This is a genomic window from Priestia sp. MDV22-iso46 (assembly GCF_058629175.1).
Genome location: NZ_JBZVWT010000002.1, coordinates 649153 through 667075, shown reverse-complemented (window position 1 = coordinate 667075; position 17923 = coordinate 649153). Strand labels below are relative to the sequence as shown.

Genomic DNA, 17923 nt, shown 5'->3' with positions numbered 1-17923 from the left:
ATTGATAATGATTTTCATTAACAATTACAACAATAAATGATAATGATTATCACTGTCAATGATTATTCTGAAAATATGAAATTATTCCTATTTCACTCTAAAGTCGGGAAAACGCAGCATTTCTCTTATGTATCAAGGATTCAAAGGGTTTTATGATGTTTTCCATTTAGGGAAAACTATGTAATAAGTCCCTTTCTATTTCCAAATAAAAAAGTGCTACAATTCCTTGTAGCACTTCTGTTACTTTTGCTTATTCATCGTTTCTTTTGCAGCTTTTACACTCCTTGGGTCAAGCGGTTTCGTATATTGACAATTCACTCGAACCCCTGAACCAATACGAATTTCTTTCACGGGAGTAACGGATAAGAACGCTTGAAGATTTTCAGGTTTTAGCCCTTTTGTCCCGATTAAAATAATATCTTTATCTTTCATTCTTCTTAACAGTTTTTTAATATGAGGAATACCGTTTAGCGCACTTTTATCCGCTCCTGAAGTCATGACACGCTGAATTTGCTTATAGCTTACAAGCGTTTCAAGCGCCTTTTCTTGATCACTGATTTCATCAAATGCTAAGTGGAACGTTACATTCATTTCTCCTGCCGCATCCAGCAGTCGCTTTAAAGCTTGCTCATCAATAATTTTGTCTTCTGTTAAACAGCCTATTTCAATTCCATCAATGCCAATTTCTCTTGCATAGTGAATATCTTCAATCATTGTTTGCAAATCATCTTCATCATACTGAAAAGATTGATTATGTGGACGAATCATCACAAATATTGGGATATGTATCGTTTCTTTCACTTTTTTCATCAAACCGTAGCTTGGGGTTAAGCCGCCTTCACCGATTCCAGTTACAAGGCTTATACGATCGGCACCATGTTCCTGGGCAACTTTAGCATCATGTAAGGTTGCAGCTGTGACTTCTAATATCATTCTAAAAACACCCTTTCCCCTTTAATATAGAGCTTTTGCCTTCTTTTCCCTGTATTTATACTTAAAAAACTCTACCAAACTCTCTTATGTAAGAAAACACCCAAAAGATGTGATTAATATTTTCAAAAAATTGAATGTCATGGAAAAAGAGTAAGAACTATTCTTTTTCTCATGACGTTTCAATTAATAAAATTCTATATTTATACTAAAGATTCAAAAATACATCCCTTTTATCTAGGGTAAAGGGTTTATTAAAAAGAGCGTGGATTTGTTTGTTGCATGAACATCCAATCATTTAAAGAATGAGGCTGCTGATGACCAACGGGTGCTGAGAAATCGCGGCATCCGCAATCATGCATCGGCATTTGACCCATTCCTCCGTGCATTGGCGGCATTCCTCCTTGCATCGGCATTTGGCCCATTCCTCCGTGCATTGGCGGCATTCCTCCTTGCATCGGCATTTGGCCCATTCCTCCATGCATTGGCGGCATTCCTCCTTGCATCGGCATTTGGCCCATTCCTCCATGCATTGGCGGCATTCCTCCTTGCATCGGCATTTGGCCCATTCCTCCGTGCATTGACGGCATTCCTCCTTGCATCGGCATTTGGCCCATTCCTCCGTGCATTGGCGGCATTCCTCCTTGCATCGGCATTTGACCCATTCCTCCATGCATCGGCATTCCGTCTTGCATCGGCATTTGACCCATTCCTCCATGCATCGGCATTCCATCTTTCATCGGCATTTGACCCATTCCTCCATGCATTGGCGGCATTCCTCCGTGCATCGGCATTTGACCCATTTCTTCATGCATTGGCGGTAGCTCTCCGTACATTGGCATTTGATTCATTCCTCCATGCATCGACGGCATTGCATCTTTCATCGGCGGCATTTCTCCGTGTATTGGCATTTGATTTGCGCCTTCTTGCATCGGCATTGCCTGCATTTCTTTTGCAGAAGGCATAGGCGGCATTTTAGCAGGTTTAGGTGCTGCTTGCATATATGGATTGGATATCGGTTGTCCGGTTTGTTTCATTCCATACGAATTTCTCATTTTTAAGGGCTCCTTCCCATTCTCTTACTCTGTTTACGTTATTCTTTTTACCATCAATCTGAAATTCGTCCATAAGAAAATAGGCCTTCTACACATTCAAAATTGTAGAACGTATAAGAAAAAAGCTATAATCGAGGCAAATTGCAGATAGAAAGGTGGCACATGATGAATAAAACGATTATCGTATGGATTCGAAAAGATTTCCGGCTAGTTGATAACCCAGCTCTATTTCACGCAGCTAAAGAAGGAATGGTTGTACCTGTTTATATCCATGACGACTATGAAGAAAGCTCAATGGGAAGTGCAAGTAAATGGTGGCTTCACCATGCGCTGAATGACTTTAAAACCTCGATCAAAAAAATAGAAGGAACGCTGATTGTACAAAAAGGAAACCCTAAAGATGTGTTACAAAAATTACTCCATGAAACGAATGCACAAGATATTTATTGGAATAGCCGCTATGAACCACATGCGCTAAAAAGAGATAAAGAGCTTCAAGCTTTTTTTTCAGAGCAACAAATAAATATTCGCACATTTGAGGGGTTTCTCCTTCATGAACCTTGGAAAATCACAAAAGAAAATGGGGATCCTTATAAAGTGTTTACAGCTTACTATAAAGCTTCTCAAAAACATTCAGTATCTTCTGCTGTAAAAAAAGTTACTTCCATACAGGCCTCCTCTAAACCGGTTGAATCTCTTTCAGTCTCAGATCTCGATTTGCTTCCAAGCATACCGTGGGATGAAACGATTAAGTCGACGTGGGAAGCTACGGAAAAAGGCGCTATTGATGTCTTCAAAACGTTTTTAAAGAATAAGCTGCTTCATTATGAAAAAGGACGAGATTTTCCTGCTGAAGCATTAAATTCATTTCTATCTCCTTATTTGGCTACAGGACAGCTTTCAGCTCGAGTCCTTTATCATTATTTGAGAACTAAAGCTGAAAAAGTAGGTTCTGATGCTTTTGAACAGCAAGCTGAAATATTTATTCGTCAACTTATATGGAGAGATTTTGCTTATCAGCTGCTTTATCATTTCCCGCACACTACAACTGAACCGCTTAATGAAAAATTCAAGCAATTTCAGTGGGCTGACGGCAATGAAGAGCTTCAAGCTTGGAAAAATGGAAAAACCGGCTATCCCCTTGTCGATGCCGGAATGCGGGAGCTGTGGGAAACAGGTTTTATGCACAATCGAGTTCGAATGGTAGCTGCTTCCTTTTTAGTAAAGCACCTTTTAATTCATTGGAAACACGGAGCAAATTGGTTTTTTGATACCTTAGTAGACGCAGATTTAGCTAATAATACAATGGGGTGGCAGTGGGTTGCAGGCTCGGGAGCAGACGCCGCGCCATATTTTCGTATTTTTAATCCAATTACTCAATCAGAAAAATTTGATAAAGAAGGAGAATATATTAAAAAGTGGCTTCCAGAGCTTAAAGATATTCCTTCTTCTTATATTCATAAACCTTGGGAGGCCCCAGCAGACGTATTAGAAAAAGCAAACGTTACACTTAATAAAACATATCCGGCTCCAATTGTCGATCATAAAGCAGCTAGAGAGCGAGCGCTGGAGCATTATCAGCACATCAAATAAGAGGTAAATCAAGCCTCTTATTTGATGTGCTGAATTTTTTAAATGTGTAAAAAATTCCATTCCTCATCTATTTACAACTAAAAACATGTATTTGAAATCTCTTTATAGGGTTTTCAAGCCCAATTCCCCTCTCTATAGCACATTTGATTTTTCATATTTTTTCCTATAATTTGAATATATAATAATGATTATATATGCTTGGGAACTCTCTCATTGCATAGATCTGATTGGAGTGATTCGATGCCCGTTTGTCCTTCTTGTAACTATAAGGAAGATTATAATTTTTGCAGAATGTGCGGCACTCAAGTTCGGCACACCTTCGCCAGCCAAGAAGATCAGCCTTTTTATCCATTAAAAGATCGAATCATTACGGATGACAATGAACCAAAGCATCAAGCTATTTTATCTCATACCCATGATTTAGTATGTGCTATTACTGAAGATGGCATTTATGAATACGCTTCTCCTTCTTACGCTAAAACGTTAGGCATTTATCCTGATGAGCTTATTGGACAACATGTGCTTATCAATGCGTATCCCGAAGACAAACACATAATCTCGACTACTTTAGCTAACATGAGCAAAACAAAAGATGCCTCCACATTTGAATACCGAAAGTTTCACGTGAACGGCACCATCGTTTTATTAGAATGTAAAGGCGCTCCAATTATTACATCCACTGGAGAAATCGAAGGGTTTGTATTTGTCTCACGAGACGTAACAGAAAAAAGACAAGCAGAGAAAAAGATCCGAAATTCAGAAAAACTTTCTGTCATTGGTCACCTTGCTGCAAGTATCGCACACGAGGTTAGAAATCCTTTGACAACCATTAAAGGGTTTGTACAACTGTTCAGTGAGACACAGCAGCCGAAAAAAACAATGATTTATCGAGATCTCATTCAGCATGAACTTTCACAAATTGAACATATCATCACAGAGTTTATGAGTTTAGCTAAACAAGAGTACGTATATACAGACAACCTTGTTATTACCGACTTGTTAGATGAGGTATTAAAGCAATTTGAACCGGTTACTGGAGTCAAAAACATCCGCATCTTTCGTCACTATCCAAAAGAACATCCTCTGCTCGTTAGTGGGCAAAAAACACAGCTAACCCAAGTATTTATTCATATTATACAAAACGCTATTGATTCGATGGAAAGCGGCGGCAAGCTGGCGGTATCGATTGAAAAATCAGCTAGAGAAACGCTGTGCATTGTGATAAAAGACAATGGATGTGGAATTGATTCAAAGCGTATCCCTCATATAGGAGAGCCTTTTTATACAACAAAAGAACGAGGAATAGGCCTGGGACTAACAATTTGCAACAAAATTATTAATGAACATAATGGTTTTTTTCATGTATCCAGTGAAAAAAATGACGGCACAAGTATTACCATTACCCTTCCTATGAAAACGACTGAACTTTACGTAGTGGAAGCCTAAAAGAGAGGTTGAGACATAACTAAATCACTTCCATTTAAAGACGAGCAAATTAGATAAATGCTCTAGTATAAATGGCCTTTTACACCGCTGTTGATATCCTTACAAGGCTTCGCTTTCCCCGGGCGGCCGATAAGCCTCCTCGTCGCTAGGCTCCTGCCGGGTCTCTTCTAGGCCGCTTTTTCCGCAGGAGTCTTCGCCTTGCCCTCCAATCAACCGCTAGAAGCAACTAAACAGATGAGACCTACGTTCACCATTCCAATAAAAAACGAACCACCAATCAAACATTTTGATCAATAGTTCGTCATTCACCTTGGCTAACATACTTTTGTCCCAGCCTCTTCTTCCTTTAAAACAGCTGGGTGTACAGCTGATACTTATAAAGCATATAAAGACTTCCTATCACTGCCAGGTAAAAGATGAGAGTCTCTGCTCCGCTACCTGTTTCATATGTTAAAGGAGGCTTAAACTTCTTCTTGCTAAGAGGAGAGAAAAAAGGTACCCCTCGTTTAGAAAAGAAATCTCCAAGAATATGAAAAGCGTATCCATAGGCTATTCCTAATGTAAAATCGTTGTTATACATCGTATGTAAATAAAAAATAAGTCCGCTTGCAAGAATAGAATGCGTAATACCTCGGTGACCAAAAATAGATTTAATGACTTTTGCGAGACCAAGAGATCTTCTACCAATATATGAATTTGGTTCATCAATATCAGGAAGCAGCGCTCCAATCGCAATGCCTACAACATAAGGAAATGTAAACGAAGCGTCTCCTGTTATAGCCACACCGGCACCGGCAGCAATCGATGTTGCAATATGTGTGTGATATCTCAAATATGCCACCTTCTTTCTTTTTCAACTTAAGGCAAGCACCGTGACCAAAATCATACATATGTTCGCCCAAAGTTAACTATAAGTGAAGGTGGTAAAAATGTCAAAATAATCTATGGTTACGTAAACTGCAGACCGACTAACCCGATAAGCATCACAAGAAAACTAATAAGAGTACCCTTTCCATTTTTCTTTGCTCTTCCATCTTTTTTGACAATTGAATAAATCCACGTACTCGAATACACAGCGAATCCAAGAAAACCAAATAACGTGATATATGTAAACATGCCGAAACTCCTTTGCTTGTCATTACTATTAACTATACGAGATTTTATAAAAAAAACAAAGTAGTATGACAGCTTGTTTAATATCTCTTTCTTTTTCTTATACTAGGAAGAGGAGGGATGGCTATGCAACAGAAGCAGCTGGAAGATATATTCGACTTTTATGGGTTAAGTGAGGTTTATCGCGGCAATTTTGAGGATGTTGAACACCACTGGTTATTTAAAGACGTGGAGGCAACTATACTTGAAGATTTTTTTAACTCTCACGATTGCGAAGATCTCGAATGCTGTACTCTAGAAGAATTTTGTTTTTTATTCATGAATTTCCAATCCGTACATGCACAAATTCCCCACGTGTACTATTACTAAAAAAGTGATTTCGCAGGAAAGCGAAATCACTTTTTGTTAAAAGCCTAAAGAAATATATTTCACTTCTAAATATTCTTCAATTCCGTAATGTCCGCCTTCACGTCCAAGTCCACTTTCTTTAAAGCCGCCAAACGGCGCTTGTGGTGTAGAAGGTAGTCCATCATTTAGCCCTACAATACCATATTCTAAAGCTTCAGCAATACGAATAGCTTCTGAAATATTTTCAGTGAACACATAGGCTGCTAATCCGTAAGGCGAGTTATTTGCACGGCGAATAACTTCTTCTTCTGTTTGATACGTCGCAATTGGAGCAATTGGCCCGAATGTTTCCTCGTACATACAAAGCATATCATCCGTTGCACCATCTACAACCGTAGGTTCAACAAACAGTCCGCTTCCCTCTTCGCGTACAGCCCCTCCAGTTAAGACGTTTCCACCTTTTGCTACAACATCATCTAAGTGGCGCTTTACTTTTTCTAACGCTTTTTCATCGATTAGAGGTCCGATATCCGTACCTTCTTCTAAGCCGTTTCCGACTTTCAGCTGACTAACAGCCGCTGCAAACTGCTCTGCGAACGGTTTAGCAATAGACTCGTGCACGTAGATGCGGTTTGTACATACGCATGTTTGACCAGCGTTGCGGAATTTAGAAGCAATTGCATTTGTTACTGCTTTATCTAAATCAGCATTTGCTGTTACGATAAACGGAGCGTGTCCGCCTAATTCTAAAGACACTTTTTTAACCGTATCAGCTGCTCCGCGCATTAACAGTTTACCTACTTCTGTAGAACCCGTAAACGATAGTTTACGTACACGTCCATCTTGAAGCCACGCTTCTCCAATCGCTTTTGCATCTCCCGTAACTACATTAATTACGCCTTTTGGAATACCTGCTTCTTCTGCCAGTTCTGCTAGACGAAGAGCCGTCAATGGCGTCTGTTCTGCCGGCTTAATAACCGCTGTACATCCAGCTGCTAAAGCTGGCGCTACTTTACGTGTAATCATTGCTGCCGGGAAGTTCCACGGCGTAATAGCTGCCATAACTCCCACTGGCTGCTTGTGAGCAAATAGACGTTTATTAGGAGAAGAAGCTGGAATTGTTTCTCCGTAAATTCGTTTTCCTTCTTCTGCGTACCATGACACGAATCCGTTGGCGTAGCCAATTTCACCTTTTGCTTCTTTAAGAGGCTTACCTTGCTCGACTGTCATTATTTCAGCCAGTTCATCCGTGTGTTCTTCAATCAGCTGATGCCATTTAAATAATAGTTTGCCGCGCTCTTCTGCTGTTTTTTTAGACCATGTTTGAAACGCTTCATAGGCAGCATCTGCTGCTAGCTTCGCTTCTTTTTCTCCGCCTTTTGCAACAGCAGCTACTACTTCATTTGTCGCTGGATTTACCACTTCGTATGTATCATTTGCTGAAACAAATTCTCCGTTAATATATAAGTTTGCTTGCTTCATATTTCTTCACTCCCTGCTTAAATTTATCTACTCACTGTTCGGTGCTGTCCGACACGTATTTTCGGATTTTACGACTCGCTTGTGATTGGCTAATACCAAGCTGTTCGGCTACTTTGTAAGATGACCTATGCTGTTCAAACGCCTTGATGACCATTTCTTTTTCCACATGTTCAATCATTTCAGGAAGCGTATGAACAGGTGGATCGATAGCAAACTCTTTTGCAAACGGCAAGTCTTTAAGCGTAATCATTTCTTCTCCTGTAACAACCAGGCGCTCAATGATATTTTCCACTTCGCGAACGTTTCCTTTCCATTCCTGACCTAAAAATGCATCTAACGCCTTTGGTGATAAGCGTACATTACGTTCGTATACCGTATTAAAATGATGAAGAAATTGATAGACAAGAGGCAGAATATCTTCTTTTCGCTCTCGTAAAGGTGGAATCGTAATTGGCACTACGTTCAGTCGATAGTACAAATCACGTCTAAACTTTCCTTCTTCCACCATTTGCTCCAGATTTTGATTCGTAGCAGCAATAATTCGTACATCTATTGATACTGCTTTTGTTGAACCCACGGGACGAATTGTACGGTCTTGCAGTACATGGAGCAACTTACTTTGTGCTGAAAGAGAAAGTTCACCAATCTCATCTAGAAAAAGCGTGCCTTCGTTCGAAAGCTCAATGATACCTTTTTTCCCTTCTCGAAATGCTCCAGTGAACGTACCGCCTTCATAGCCAAATAGCTCTGATTCAATAAGCTGTTCAGGAAGCGCTGCACAATTAAGCTCATGATACGGCTGCTGTTTTCTTGTACTAAGCTGGTGAAGCAGTTTTGCTACTCTGCTTTTTCCTACCCCTGTTTCTCCAAGTAAAAGAACGGTTGTATTTACAGAAGCAACTCGTTGAATGGTTGAAAAAACTTTTTTCATCGCTTCACTTTTTGTCACGATGCCTTCTAAATCCACGGCTTCGTTTAACTCTTTTTTATAGTTTTCAAGCTGTTCTTCCATCTCTTCTACTTTTCGTTTTAATTCCATTAAGTCTGTGAGATCTCGAGAATAGCTAATAACGCTTTTCAATTGCCCCTCATTGGTAAATACCGGCCTTGTCCGCACATGAAGATACCGGCCGGAGTTTGTTTTTTGAACCAATTCAATTGCTTGATTAGATTCAATCACTTTTAGCGTGGCCGAAGGATAAAAAATACCCATTTCCTGCAGTTCTTTTACGTGCTTTCCAATAAAATCTTCCACTTTCAAAGCATAGTTTTTTTCACACTCTGAATTTACAACTAACACATATCCATTTGCATCAGTTACAAAGATTTCATCAAATGATGACTCAAATATATCGTAAAGTTCGTCGTTAATTTGCTGAATATGCTTTTTATGAATGGTCATTTGAATCACCTTTTCGTCAAAAAATAATTATTATTTTATTTTATCAGAAAATGAAACATCTATAAATAGAGTGTCCAAACATACCCATTCTTTGTAATTCATGAAGAATGAGTGAAGAGTTCTCTCTTCACTCACATCTCAATTTCTCTTACACTTCAACCGTTTGCTGTACGCTTGCTTCTAGTGCTTCTTCAAAAATAGCTAAGCCTTCTTCTAGCTGCTCATCCGTAATAACAATCGGCATTAAGATACGAAGAACGTTTCCAAATACTCCTGCGCTAAGCAGTAATAATCCACGTTTGTTTGCTTCTTTTACGATACGCTGTGTAAGCTCTTTGTCCGCTTCTTTTGTTTCACGGTCTTTCACAAGCTCAATCGCAGACATCGCTCCTAATCCGCGAATATCACCGATACAGTCATATTTTTCTGCTAGTTTTTCAAATCGTGATGTTACCACTTTTCCAAGGTACTCACCGCGTTCGTTTAGCTTTTCTTCTTCAATGATATCAAGTACAGCTAAGGCTGCTTCACATCCAAGAGGACTTCCACAATACGTTCCGCCAAGCTCACCAGGATTAGATTCATCCATGATTTCAGCACGGCCAATGACACCGCTGATTGGTACGCCAGCTCCTAGTGATTTTGATACCGTAATTAAATCAGGCTCAACGTCAAAATGTTCAATACCGAAGTAGCGGCCTGTACGTGCAAATCCTGCTTGAATTTCATCTGATACAAATAAAATTCCGTGCTCTTTACATAATTGATACACTTCTTGCACAAAACGTTTACCTGGAACAATGAAACCACCTTCACCTTGAATCGGCTCCATTACAACAGCTGCAATCGTTTCCGGTGCTACTTCTGTATTTAAGAAGTTTTTGAATTCTGTAATCATGAAATCTTCGTATGCTTCAACTGATAACCCTTGTGGACGGCGATACTCATAAGGATATGGAGCTTTGTAAACTTCAGGAGCAAACGGTCCAAATTCATATTTATATGGTTTTACTTTACTTGTCATTGTCATTGTCATTAATGTACGACCATGGAAACCGCGGTTAAAGGAAATAATTCCTTGACGCTTTGTATATTTACGAGCAATTTTCACTGCGTTTTCTACAGCTTCTGCTCCGCTATTTAAAAGTAATACTTTCTTGTCAAATTCACCAGGTGCAATTGCTGCCAATCTTTCTGCAAGCTCTACATATGACTCATACATCATTACATTAAATCCTGTGTGAATAAAACGGTCTACTTGTTTGTGAAGTGCTTCTTTTACTTTTGGATGACTGTGTCCTACATTGATTGTGCCAATTGCGCCTACGAAATCAATAAACGTATTGCCATCGACATCTTTAACGATCGCCCCTTCAGCCGTATCAGCAAATGTCGGAATGCCATAACTTACACCTTTCGGAATGGCACGGTGTCTTCTATCTAATAATTGCTTTGCATTTTCTCCCGGTAAATTTGTTGCTACTTTGCTAAAAGTTTGACTCATTTTTTATCTTCCTCTCATATTAAATAATTCTTCAATTAGTTTATATGCAAAAAACGTGCCAACTTTTAAAAAGCTGAAAAATAAGGATTTTTAGATAATTCTAACGATAATTTACTCGTCAGTGAGTCTATATAAACTTATCGATGAGTCAAAAAAGACTTTCTTCTCCTACAAAGTACAGGAATTTTATATTGCCATAAAAGGAACAAGGCTTTTATAATAAATGTATAAATATAGTAATGTTTTGTTTAACCTCTTTATAAGGGAGTGAAAAATATGCTAGAGGGCTGGTTTTTATGGGTTATTTTATTTTGGGTTGTCTTTTTAATGAGCATGTTTGCTATCGGCGGATTTTTTATGTTCAGGAAATTTTTAAAGCGCTTACCAAAAGAAGGCGGCATGTCTGAGCTTGATTGGCAAGATCACTATCTTTCCAAAACCGTCCACCTTTGGTCAGCGGATCAAAAGCAGCTATTAAACGTTCTTGTTGAACCAGTACCTGAACTATTTCGCGATGTAGCCAAACAAAAAATCGCGGGAAAAATTGGGGAACTCGCAATTGAGGAACAAGCAGCCTCTATAACGGAAGACTTAATCGTACGTGGATACATTTTAGCTACGCCTAAACGTGATCATAAATTTTTATTAAAAACATTAAAAAAGCAAAAAATAGATGCCGTCCCCTATCAGCATTTATTTTAAATCAAAAAAGGTGGCTGCGTAGCCACCTTTTTTAGTTTAATATCGTTGTATTAGCAAGACGATCATTATGCAGCTTTCGTTCGAGCTTTTTGTACGATGTGTACATAGCAATGCGCCAAGGTACAATCATACCAAATGCTAAGATCCAGAACATACCGCCAAGCTGGCCAACATCAATTGAAGAACTTAAATATATTTTCATTGCAATTCGAATAATAAGCAAACCAATAATAATGAATGCAAAAGCTTTTGAACGCTTCAAGTAAATATGATCGTCACGAATTTCAAATTTAGACGTTTTAATTAACAGGATTGAGAAAATCATGCCTGCTATTAACGCCTCAAGCAGTTCTGCACCCGTTACTCGAAACATTGGAAAGATAAACATTAACGCTCCCGTACTCATAAAAAAAGGCGGAAGTATAATTTTTTTTGCATTCGTTGGTTTATCAGCAGCTTTCATTCGAACAACTAATATGAAAGAAGCCATAAAAATTGCGACAAGTGTTGAAGCAATAACCAATGAAATCCTTCCTTTACTATAGTTTAGTGTTTACTTATATTATAATCCAAAAAACATCAGAAGTAAAAGTGCAACAAAAAAACAGAAGAGGATCTCTTCTGTTTTTATTTAGTAGAGGTGATATCTGCTTTTGCTTTTTGCTTTTGTTTTTGCTTTTTCATTGCTTTTAGTAAGAACCCGCCTTTAAATTTACGCGGCTCGTATGAAATAATGAAAGCACGAGGCTCATATTCTTCAATGAATGCTAATAGCTCTTCTTCTCTACTTCTTTTTGTTAAAATGTCTAATCTATAGCGTGCACTGTCTCTTCCTTCTCCTTGGTAAACAGTAACACCAAAACCTTCCTGTCGAAGGCGGTTAATCAACTCTTCATTTTTGGTCATAAGGTTAACTAAGAATGTTGTATATCCGATAGCAAGTCTAGATTCGATATAACTTCCAAGGATAATTCCCACTCCAAACCCAACTGCATATACAACCATAGCAAGCGTGCTTTGATCTCCTGAAAATACCAAGGATAAGCCGAATACATAAATTAACGCTTCAACAAATCCAAAAACCGAGGCATACATACTCATACCTTTGACTAAAAAAATTGTGCGCAGCGTCAAGATCGGTACATAGATCAGTTGCAAAAGCAAGATTAACAAAATATCTTTCAATTTATACACCTCTTTTTAACAATTAAAAATATGACGATTTTATTGTATCACTCCGTATTTATAGAAGATATAGTAAAAATAAATTTTTTCTATATATTTTTTCACATCATATTTGTGCTTATTTCCTAAGAGCGAAAGTAACTATTTTGTCTTTTTAAAAATAAAAAGAATCTGCCAATTCCCAGATTCTTTTTGTATCACTTTCCCTTTTCAGAAGCCCGTAAACCCTCCGAATACGCTCGTTGTATAAATAATAATTTTTGTCATCCAGTCAAAATACAAAATAAATCCCATTCCAATCATTGCGTATCCGCCAACTTTCATCATGGAATTCATATGTTTTTTTAACCAGTTCATTTTCCCAATAAAAAACGTCATAATAAAAAATGGAATAGAAAATCCAAGTGAATAAGTTATCATGTACAAAAGACCGGAGCCTGGGTTTGTCGCTGCAAGCGCCATAACCGATACTAAAATAGGGCCCGTACACGGAGTCCAGCCGGCAGCAAAAGCCATACCAATAAAAGAAGAACCTAAGAGTCCAGCCGGCTTATTTGCGAATTTAAGCTTGTGTTCCTGCATAAGAATTCGAGGCTTAAAAATCCCTAGTACAACTAGACCAAAGAAAATAATAAGAATAGCGCCAATCTGCCGAATTAAATCCTTATAGTTAAAAAACCACTGACCAATAAAAGAAGTGGCAAAGCCAATCATAATGAAAATAACAGAAAACCCCAATAGAAAAAAAGCTGTGTGAATAAAAGCTTTGCGCTGATGTGACTTAGCGCCTTCCTTTAGCTCGCTAACTGACACTCCTGTTATGTACGATAAAAAAGCTGGGTACAAAGGCAAACAGCAGGGTGAAATAAACGATAAAAACCCCGCGCCAAATGCCAAAAACAAATTTAAATCTCCCACATTTCCCACTTCCCTTTTTTTGTTCTTTTTGTTCTTTTTCGTTACCATTTTGTAACCAAATTGTCTTATCTCACTTCTTTCAAATAGTACCATTATCTTGTATAATTAGGTAAACGACTTGTTAGAAGGGATACATAGCATTGGCCAAAAAAGATATTCTATTAGCGATTGAAAAGAAACGAGAAGAACTCATCCGCATAGTCCGAGTAAGTGGATTAAACTCTCCACCTGCTATTAAACATAGTCAAGAATTAGATCATTTATTAAACGTTTACAATGAATTCCCTACTCAAACAACAGAAACAACCTCTTCATGAAGGTTGTTTCTTTTTTTCACCTTCACTCTATCAATTCTGTATAAATCTCTTTTACTCCTGTTTCTTTGCTGAAATTCTCTTCTTTTTCACTGTGCTGAAGCTGATACATATTATAGTACAAACCGCATTTGTTTAGCAGTTCAGCGTGCGTTCCTTTTTCGACGATTTTTCCTTTATGCAATACTAAAATACAGTCCGCGTGTTGAATGGTCGATAAGCGATGAGCAATCGCAATCGTTGTGCGGCCTTTTCCCATATCTCTTAACACCTCTTGAATCGCTTCTTCCGTTTCTGTATCAATGTGCGCTGTTGCTTCATCAAGAATAAGGATTTTAGGGTTTCGAATCACCGTTCTTGCAAATGCTAAGAGCTGGCGCTGACCGCTTGATAAAGTCGAACCTCTTTCCACTAGCACTTCATTATACTTATTAGGAAGTGCTTCGATAAATGCGTGAGCTTGCACAAATTTCGCCGCTGCTTTTACTTGCTCATCAGAAAAATGGTCTTCATGCAGCGTAATATTTCGCTTTACGGTATCGGCAAATAAAAAGGCATCTTGCAGCACCAGCCCTACCTCATCTCGAAGCTGTTTATTTGAAAAAGACGATAGCGGTTTATTATCGATCAAAATGTCTCCTTTTTGCTGCTCATAAAAGCGCATTAATAAATTAATGATGGAGCTTTTCCCGCTTCCAGTATGGCCTACTAAAGCCACTGTTTCTCCTTCGTTTACCGTAAATGATATATCAGAAAGCACATCTCGAACACCATCATAGGAAAACGTTACGTTTCTGAATTCTACCGTTCCTTTTTGTACCCCCTGCTTTTGTTCTCCTGTCATGACTGGATTTTTTTCTTTTTCATCCATCAAGTCAAATACCCGAGAGGCTGATACCATCGCTTGCTGATACATAGAAAGACGCTGCATCATTTCATTAACAGGTTCAAAAAAACGATCCAAGTAGTTGATAAACGCGTAAAGAACACCAATTTTAACAGGGCTGTCAGCTACGGAAATACCAAAATAACTGAGTACAAGAATAACGGCTAAAATGTAAAGTATTTCGACTGCCGGCCTCAGCAGCAAACCATCTAACTTAATATTGCGCATACCCGCTTTATAATGCTCATCATTAATTTCTTCAAATTCCGAGCGCAGCCGCTTTTCTTGACGAAATAACTGAATAATAGACATGCCTTGCAAAGACTCATGAAGCTTGGCATTTAATTGACTTAGCTTTTCTCGGAGCTGTCCGTAGTAAATAGCGCTGTAATGCTGATAAAGCTTCATAAGTCCCCAAATGAACGGGAGAAGAACTAAACAATAAAAAGCCAGCTTCACATCTAGCATAAACATGGCTATAAAAATACCGATCAAAAATACCCCATTTTGAATAAAAACCGCGATGACTTCCACAAACATTTCTTTCATGGCTTCCGTGTCATTTGTAATTCGAGATACCAGGCTTCCCGTTGGCGTGTTGTCAAAAAAGCGAAGAGCCAGGCGATGAACATGAGAAAAAACGTCAATTCGAATCTGCTGAATAATTTGAAGCGCAATTTTTTGAAACTGCAGAAGCTGAAAGTATTGAACGACAATTTTTAAAAGCTGTAAAAGCAAATAACTGCTCGCAAGCCACACAAGAGGCTGAAGAGGCAAGTACTTAGGAGTTAAATAATCGTCAATAAAAATTTTAATCAAAATGGGCCCTAATAAATCCGCAGCCGTAGCAATTAATAATAGTGTGAACGCTAAAAAAAATGATTTTTTATGCGGAATTGTATAGCGAAACAGACGTTTATGTACCGAAGAATGCTCAATTTTCATTTTTCGTCTCTCCTTCTTCTACCGCACGTTCAAGCTGCTGTCTATCGTACATATCCTGGTACCAGCCGCTCACGCTAAGCAGTTCCTCATGAGTTCCTCGCTGAATAATTTTCCCTTTATCAAGTACAAGAATCAGGTCTGCATGAGTAACCGAGCTCAGTCGATGCGCTGTAATAATCGTTGTTCGATTTTGACGTTTATGCTTCAGCGCTTGTAAAATACCCGCTTCCGTTTTTCCATCTACTGCTGATAGCGAGTCGTCTAAAATTAAAAGCTCAGGATCTAATAGAAGAGCTCTTGCAATCGAGATACGCTGTTTTTGTCCACCCGATAACGAAACGCCTTTTTCACCTACTATTGTTTGATAGCCATCTGTAAAATCGAGGATGTCTCTATGTACATTGGCAACTTTAGCCGATTCTTTAATTTCTTGATTGCTTGCTTCTCTTTTTCCAAACGCGATATTATCAGCAACTGTTGTTGAAAACAAAAAGTGATCTTGAGGAACATATCCAATGCTTTTGTACAATGAATCAAAAGCATAGTCTTTAATGTCTTTTCCTCCCCATAAAACAGCTCCGTCGCTTACATCAAATTCACGAAGCAGCAGCTTTAAAAGCGTGGTTTTCCCAGCACCCGTCTTTCCGACAATACCTAACGTTTGACCGCGAGAAAGTGTAAAATAAATTTCGTTTAACGTATATTCGTCTTCTTTAACATACGAAAACCTATGAATAACAGCTTCAATATTTCCTGTTGGCATTTCAACACTAGGATGCGCTGCTTCTTCAATCGAATTTTCTTCTTTTAATAAAGAAAATACCCTGTCATATGATGCTCTTCCTCGTTCCACAATGTTAAATAGCCAGCCAAACGCGAGCATCGGCCAAATAAGAAGGCCCAAATAAGTTGTAAAGGTAACAAGCTGCCCCAGTGTTAACTCTTCATTAATAACCATCTTGCTACCAAAAATAAGAGCAAGTAAAAAAGAAAGTGCTACAATAATCGAAATGGTCGGATCAAACAATGCATCTACTCGGGCTACTTTCATGTTCTTTTGGACAACATCTGCAGACTTAATGCGAAATTCTTCGACATCAGCTGCTTCTTCCCCAAACGTCTTAATGACTTTAATTCCGCTAATGCTTTCTTGAACCTTATCATTTAAAGTAGAAAATGCTGCTTGTGCGTGATGAAACCGCGCATGAAGCAATGTACCATAGTAACTTGTTAAAACGGCCATAAGCGGCATAGGAATAAGGCAAATAAGCGTTAATTTCCAGCTGATTGTAAGGGCCATTGTGCATAGAACAAGCCCTCCTGTGACAATCGAATCTACAAGCGTCAGAACGCCCGAACCCGCAGTTTGTTGAATAGCTTGAATATCGTTCGTTGCATGCGCCATCAAATCCCCAATTCGCCGCCGCTGATAAAAGGCCTGATTCATCTTGGTAAAATGAGTGTAGAGGGTATTTCTCAGCTGCTTGGCTAGTTTAACAGATGAACCAAATATCATAATACGCCATATGTACCTTGTGAAATAGGCCACAACAGCAGCTCCTAGCAAAATGCCAACCATCTGCATTAAGCGCTTTCCATTCAGCGTCCCTTCTTTAATGCCATCTACCGTTAAACCAATAATTTTAGGCGGGAGAAGTTCTAATGCTGCCACAATAATGAGCAGCGCTATCCCCGATATGTAAGACTTTTTTTCCTGTTTGAAAAACCACCATAGCTCTCGAAAAATTTTCATCGTATCCCCCTAGCCCCACAACCATTTTCTTATATCTATCATAAAACAAAAGACACCCTTCTGAATAGAGAGTGTCTGTCCAATTAACCATTATTTAATTTGGCCGTTCATTGCTTTCATCATTTGGTTAATTTTTTTCTGCGATGGTTTCATGCCCATTTGCATCATCATCATTTTTAACATTTGTTCATTAATTGGTGGATTTTTCTTCAGATAGCTCATCATATATTTACGAGCAATGAAAAATCCTAGCGCTATCCCAACAATTAATGCTAGAACACCAACTAGAATATACATTCCCATGGTATTACTTCCTCCTTCGTGTTGTCTAACTTACAGTGTACTAG

Annotated in this window: 18 protein-coding genes; 5 read left to right on the top strand and 13 right to left on the bottom strand. The window is 38.6% G+C overall.

Features of this window, described 5'->3' with window-relative positions:
* Positions 1-240: 240 nt before the first annotated feature.
* Both AC4NPH_RS15305 and AC4NPH_RS15300 read right to left on the bottom strand, forming a co-directional pair.
* The gene (locus AC4NPH_RS15305; RefSeq protein WP_013058756.1) at positions 241-933 is read right to left on the bottom strand and encodes a copper homeostasis protein CutC; all 693 of its coding nucleotides are present in this window, start codon (positions 931-933) and stop codon (positions 241-243) included.
* Between the two features lie 251 nt (positions 934-1184).
* Complete coding sequence (locus AC4NPH_RS15300; protein WP_491938801.1) at positions 1185-1985, bottom strand: hypothetical protein; 801 nt, start codon at positions 1983-1985, stop codon at positions 1185-1187.
* Positions 1986-2150: 165 nt separating this feature from the next.
* Between AC4NPH_RS15300 and AC4NPH_RS15295 the strand changes: the two genes are divergently transcribed.
* Positions 2151-3578, top strand: coding sequence for a cryptochrome/photolyase family protein (locus AC4NPH_RS15295; protein WP_098793025.1), 1428 nt, complete (start codon positions 2151-2153; stop codon positions 3576-3578).
* Between the two features lie 213 nt (positions 3579-3791).
* Positions 3792-5024 carry an ATP-binding protein gene (locus AC4NPH_RS15290; RefSeq protein WP_257154589.1) on the top strand — a complete coding sequence of 411 codons (1233 nt, stop codon included), beginning with the start codon at positions 3792-3794 and terminating at the stop codon, positions 5022-5024.
* A 346-nt stretch (positions 5025-5370) separates the two neighbouring features.
* On the opposite strand, the gene AC4NPH_RS15285 is transcribed toward AC4NPH_RS15290, so the two are convergent.
* Entirely contained in the window at positions 5371-5865 is a 495-nt protein-coding gene (locus tag AC4NPH_RS15285; RefSeq protein WP_257154588.1) for a metal-dependent hydrolase, read from the bottom strand.
* Positions 5866-5972: 107 nt separating this feature from the next.
* Positions 5973-6140, bottom strand: coding sequence for a hypothetical protein (locus AC4NPH_RS15280; RefSeq protein WP_013058761.1), 168 nt, complete (start codon positions 6138-6140; stop codon positions 5973-5975).
* A 123-nt stretch (positions 6141-6263) separates the two neighbouring features.
* Between AC4NPH_RS15280 and AC4NPH_RS15275 the strand changes: the two genes are divergently transcribed.
* The gene (locus AC4NPH_RS15275) at positions 6264-6506 is read left to right on the top strand and encodes a hypothetical protein (protein WP_029320678.1); all 243 of its coding nucleotides are present in this window, start codon (positions 6264-6266) and stop codon (positions 6504-6506) included.
* Positions 6507-6542: 36 nt separating this feature from the next.
* Here the strand turns inward: AC4NPH_RS15275 and AC4NPH_RS15270 are convergent, their stop codons facing one another.
* The 3 genes from AC4NPH_RS15270 to gabT all read right to left on the bottom strand — a co-directional run bounded on the left by AC4NPH_RS15270 (position 6543) and on the right by gabT (position 10873).
* Positions 6543-7967 (bottom strand): NAD-dependent succinate-semialdehyde dehydrogenase, encoded by a 1425-nt coding sequence (locus tag AC4NPH_RS15270; protein ID WP_013058762.1) that lies wholly within the window; start codon positions 7965-7967, stop codon positions 6543-6545.
* 31 nt (positions 7968-7998) lie between these two features.
* Positions 7999-9369, bottom strand: coding sequence for a sigma-54 interaction domain-containing protein (locus AC4NPH_RS15265; protein ID WP_098314797.1), 1371 nt, complete (start codon positions 9367-9369; stop codon positions 7999-8001).
* Positions 9370-9517: 148 nt separating this feature from the next.
* Positions 9518-10873, bottom strand: a complete 1356-nt coding sequence (gene gabT, locus AC4NPH_RS15260) for a 4-aminobutyrate--2-oxoglutarate transaminase (RefSeq protein ID WP_013058764.1) — start codon at positions 10871-10873, stop codon at positions 9518-9520.
* A 276-nt stretch (positions 10874-11149) separates the two neighbouring features.
* On the opposite strand from gabT, the gene AC4NPH_RS15255 reads away from it, so the two are divergent.
* Positions 11150-11575 carry a DUF2621 domain-containing protein gene (locus tag AC4NPH_RS15255; RefSeq protein WP_053487687.1) on the top strand — a complete coding sequence of 142 codons (426 nt, stop codon included), beginning with the start codon at positions 11150-11152 and terminating at the stop codon, positions 11573-11575.
* 31 nt (positions 11576-11606) lie between these two features.
* Here the strand turns inward: AC4NPH_RS15255 and AC4NPH_RS15250 are convergent, their stop codons facing one another.
* The 3 genes from AC4NPH_RS15250 to AC4NPH_RS15240 form a co-directional block, all read right to left on the bottom strand.
* Positions 11607-12098, bottom strand: a complete 492-nt coding sequence (locus AC4NPH_RS15250) for a CcdC family protein (protein WP_013058766.1) — start codon at positions 12096-12098, stop codon at positions 11607-11609.
* A 104-nt stretch (positions 12099-12202) separates the two neighbouring features.
* On the bottom strand, positions 12203-12760 hold the full coding sequence (locus tag AC4NPH_RS15245; protein ID WP_013058767.1) for a DUF2179 domain-containing protein: 558 nt from the start codon (positions 12758-12760) through the stop codon (positions 12203-12205).
* A 210-nt stretch (positions 12761-12970) separates the two neighbouring features.
* On the bottom strand, positions 12971-13678 hold the full coding sequence (locus AC4NPH_RS15240; protein WP_013058768.1) for a cytochrome c biogenesis CcdA family protein: 708 nt from the start codon (positions 13676-13678) through the stop codon (positions 12971-12973).
* Positions 13679-13818: 140 nt separating this feature from the next.
* Here AC4NPH_RS15240 and AC4NPH_RS15235 point away from each other — a divergent pair, with 140 nt between their 5' ends.
* Positions 13819-13995, top strand: coding sequence for an aspartyl-phosphate phosphatase Spo0E family protein (locus tag AC4NPH_RS15235; protein WP_013058769.1), 177 nt, complete (start codon positions 13819-13821; stop codon positions 13993-13995).
* 22 nt (positions 13996-14017) lie between these two features.
* Here AC4NPH_RS15235 and AC4NPH_RS15230 read toward each other — a convergent pair whose 3' ends face one another.
* The 3 genes from AC4NPH_RS15230 to AC4NPH_RS15220 form a co-directional block, all read right to left on the bottom strand.
* A complete protein-coding gene (locus AC4NPH_RS15230; protein ID WP_013058770.1) occupies positions 14018-15823 on the bottom strand; it encodes an ABC transporter ATP-binding protein in 1806 nt (601 codons plus the stop codon).
* Complete coding sequence (locus tag AC4NPH_RS15225) at positions 15813-17576, bottom strand: ABC transporter transmembrane domain-containing protein (protein ID WP_013058771.1); 1764 nt, start codon at positions 17574-17576, stop codon at positions 15813-15815. Before AC4NPH_RS15225 ends, AC4NPH_RS15230 begins: the two co-directional genes overlap by 11 nt.
* Before the next feature lie 90 nt (positions 17577-17666).
* Positions 17667-17879 (bottom strand): YneF family protein, encoded by a 213-nt coding sequence (locus AC4NPH_RS15220; protein WP_013058772.1) that lies wholly within the window; start codon positions 17877-17879, stop codon positions 17667-17669.
* Between the last annotated feature and the right edge of the window lie 44 nt (positions 17880-17923).

Excerpts from the sequence above, each read along its gene's own strand:
- AC4NPH_RS15225 (WP_013058771.1), bottom strand. The coding sequence starts at position 17,576 with ATGAAAATTTTTCGAGAGCTATGGTGGTTTTTCAAACAGGAAAAAAAG.
- AC4NPH_RS15255 (WP_053487687.1), top strand. The coding sequence starts at position 11,150 with ATGCTAGAGGGCTGGTTTTTATGGGTTATTTTATTTTGGGTTGTCTTT.
- AC4NPH_RS15220 (WP_013058772.1), bottom strand. The coding sequence starts at position 17,879 with ATGGGAATGTATATTCTAGTTGGTGTTCTAGCATTAATTGTTGGGATA.
- AC4NPH_RS15275 (WP_029320678.1), top strand. The coding sequence starts at position 6,264 with ATGCAACAGAAGCAGCTGGAAGATATATTCGACTTTTATGGGTTAAGT.
- gabT (WP_013058764.1), bottom strand. The coding sequence starts at position 10,873 with ATGAGTCAAACTTTTAGCAAAGTAGCAACAAATTTACCGGGAGAAAAT.
- AC4NPH_RS15295 (WP_098793025.1), top strand. The coding sequence starts at position 2,151 with ATGAATAAAACGATTATCGTATGGATTCGAAAAGATTTCCGGCTAGTT.
- AC4NPH_RS15265 (WP_098314797.1), bottom strand. The coding sequence starts at position 9,369 with ATGACCATTCATAAAAAGCATATTCAGCAAATTAACGACGAACTTTAC.
- AC4NPH_RS15280 (WP_013058761.1), bottom strand. The coding sequence starts at position 6,140 with ATGTTTACATATATCACGTTATTTGGTTTTCTTGGATTCGCTGTGTAT.
- AC4NPH_RS15300 (WP_491938801.1), bottom strand. The coding sequence starts at position 1,985 with ATGAGAAATTCGTATGGAATGAAACAAACCGGACAACCGATATCCAAT.
- AC4NPH_RS15305 (WP_013058756.1), bottom strand. The coding sequence starts at position 933 with ATGATATTAGAAGTCACAGCTGCAACCTTACATGATGCTAAAGTTGCC.
- AC4NPH_RS15270 (WP_013058762.1), bottom strand. The coding sequence starts at position 7,967 with ATGAAGCAAGCAAACTTATATATTAACGGAGAATTTGTTTCAGCAAAT.
- AC4NPH_RS15230 (WP_013058770.1), bottom strand. The coding sequence starts at position 15,823 with ATGAAAATTGAGCATTCTTCGGTACATAAACGTCTGTTTCGCTATACA.